This window comes from Ruegeria sp., from assembly GCF_028066395.1.
In the GTDB taxonomy this organism is placed as follows: Bacteria; Pseudomonadota; Alphaproteobacteria; order Rhodobacterales; family Rhodobacteraceae; genus Ruegeria.
Genome location: NZ_JALCBM010000140.1, coordinates 1,719 through 2,534 on the forward strand (window position 1 = coordinate 1,719; position 816 = coordinate 2,534).

1 protein-coding gene is annotated in these 816 nt (G+C 42.5%); it reads right to left on the reverse strand.

Annotated features, from left to right (window positions below):
• On the reverse strand, positions 1 to 816 hold an 816-nt coding region (locus MPJ51_RS21745; RefSeq protein ID WP_298391158.1), incomplete at both ends, for a thiamine pyrophosphate-binding protein.

Consider the following 816-nt stretch of genomic DNA (forward strand, 5'->3'; position numbering starts at 1 on the left):
CAGACTCCACAATCTCAGCTGTCCCAGGGCTTGATACAGGCCCCCAGTATGTGCCAATGTAATTTGAATGAGTTTCAGAAATTAATCCCTTGGCAGGAGGCATGGAAGCAAAAGCAAAATCAGATTTATCAATGAGGTCTGTGAAAGACCCGATTGCTCCCTCAGACTTCAGCTTGCTGCCTGAAATTAAGATTGGCTTTGCTGCCGTCTCTAATAATTCCACTGTTGATTTAACTGCCTGTTTTAGTGCTTCAGTATCGCTCGCAAGACAGGTAACAAAGTTTCTTTTGTGTGGATGAGAAATTGGAAGACCTGCAAGATTACAAGCAACCTCGATATATACAGGCTTCTTTTTAAGTAGACAGAGCCTGATCGCTTCATCGATTTGATATGCTGCATCCTCAAGATGTTTGATAATTACAGCGCTCTCTGTTGCATACTCAAAAATATCTCGCTGATACCCATACGAGACTCTTCCAGTTGTGTGATGCAGTTTTTGGTTTTCAACTTCGGAGTTAGTATTGGGGCCTCCGCTAATAATAATTATAGGAAGGTCTTCAGCATAAGCGCCGACAATTGCATTTAGTGCGCTAAGCCCGCCAACTGAAAAAGTTGTGACTTGAGCAGCAATCCCATTTGCTCTGGCATATCCGTCAGCTGCATAACCAGCATTAAGCTCATTACAACAACCGATCATTTCTAGATTTTCATTCTTAAGCAGCTCGTCAAGAAGTATTAAATTGTAATCCCCCGGAACTGCAAAATAATGGCAGACTCCAATCTCATGCAGCCTCTTAGCAATATATGCGCCTATAG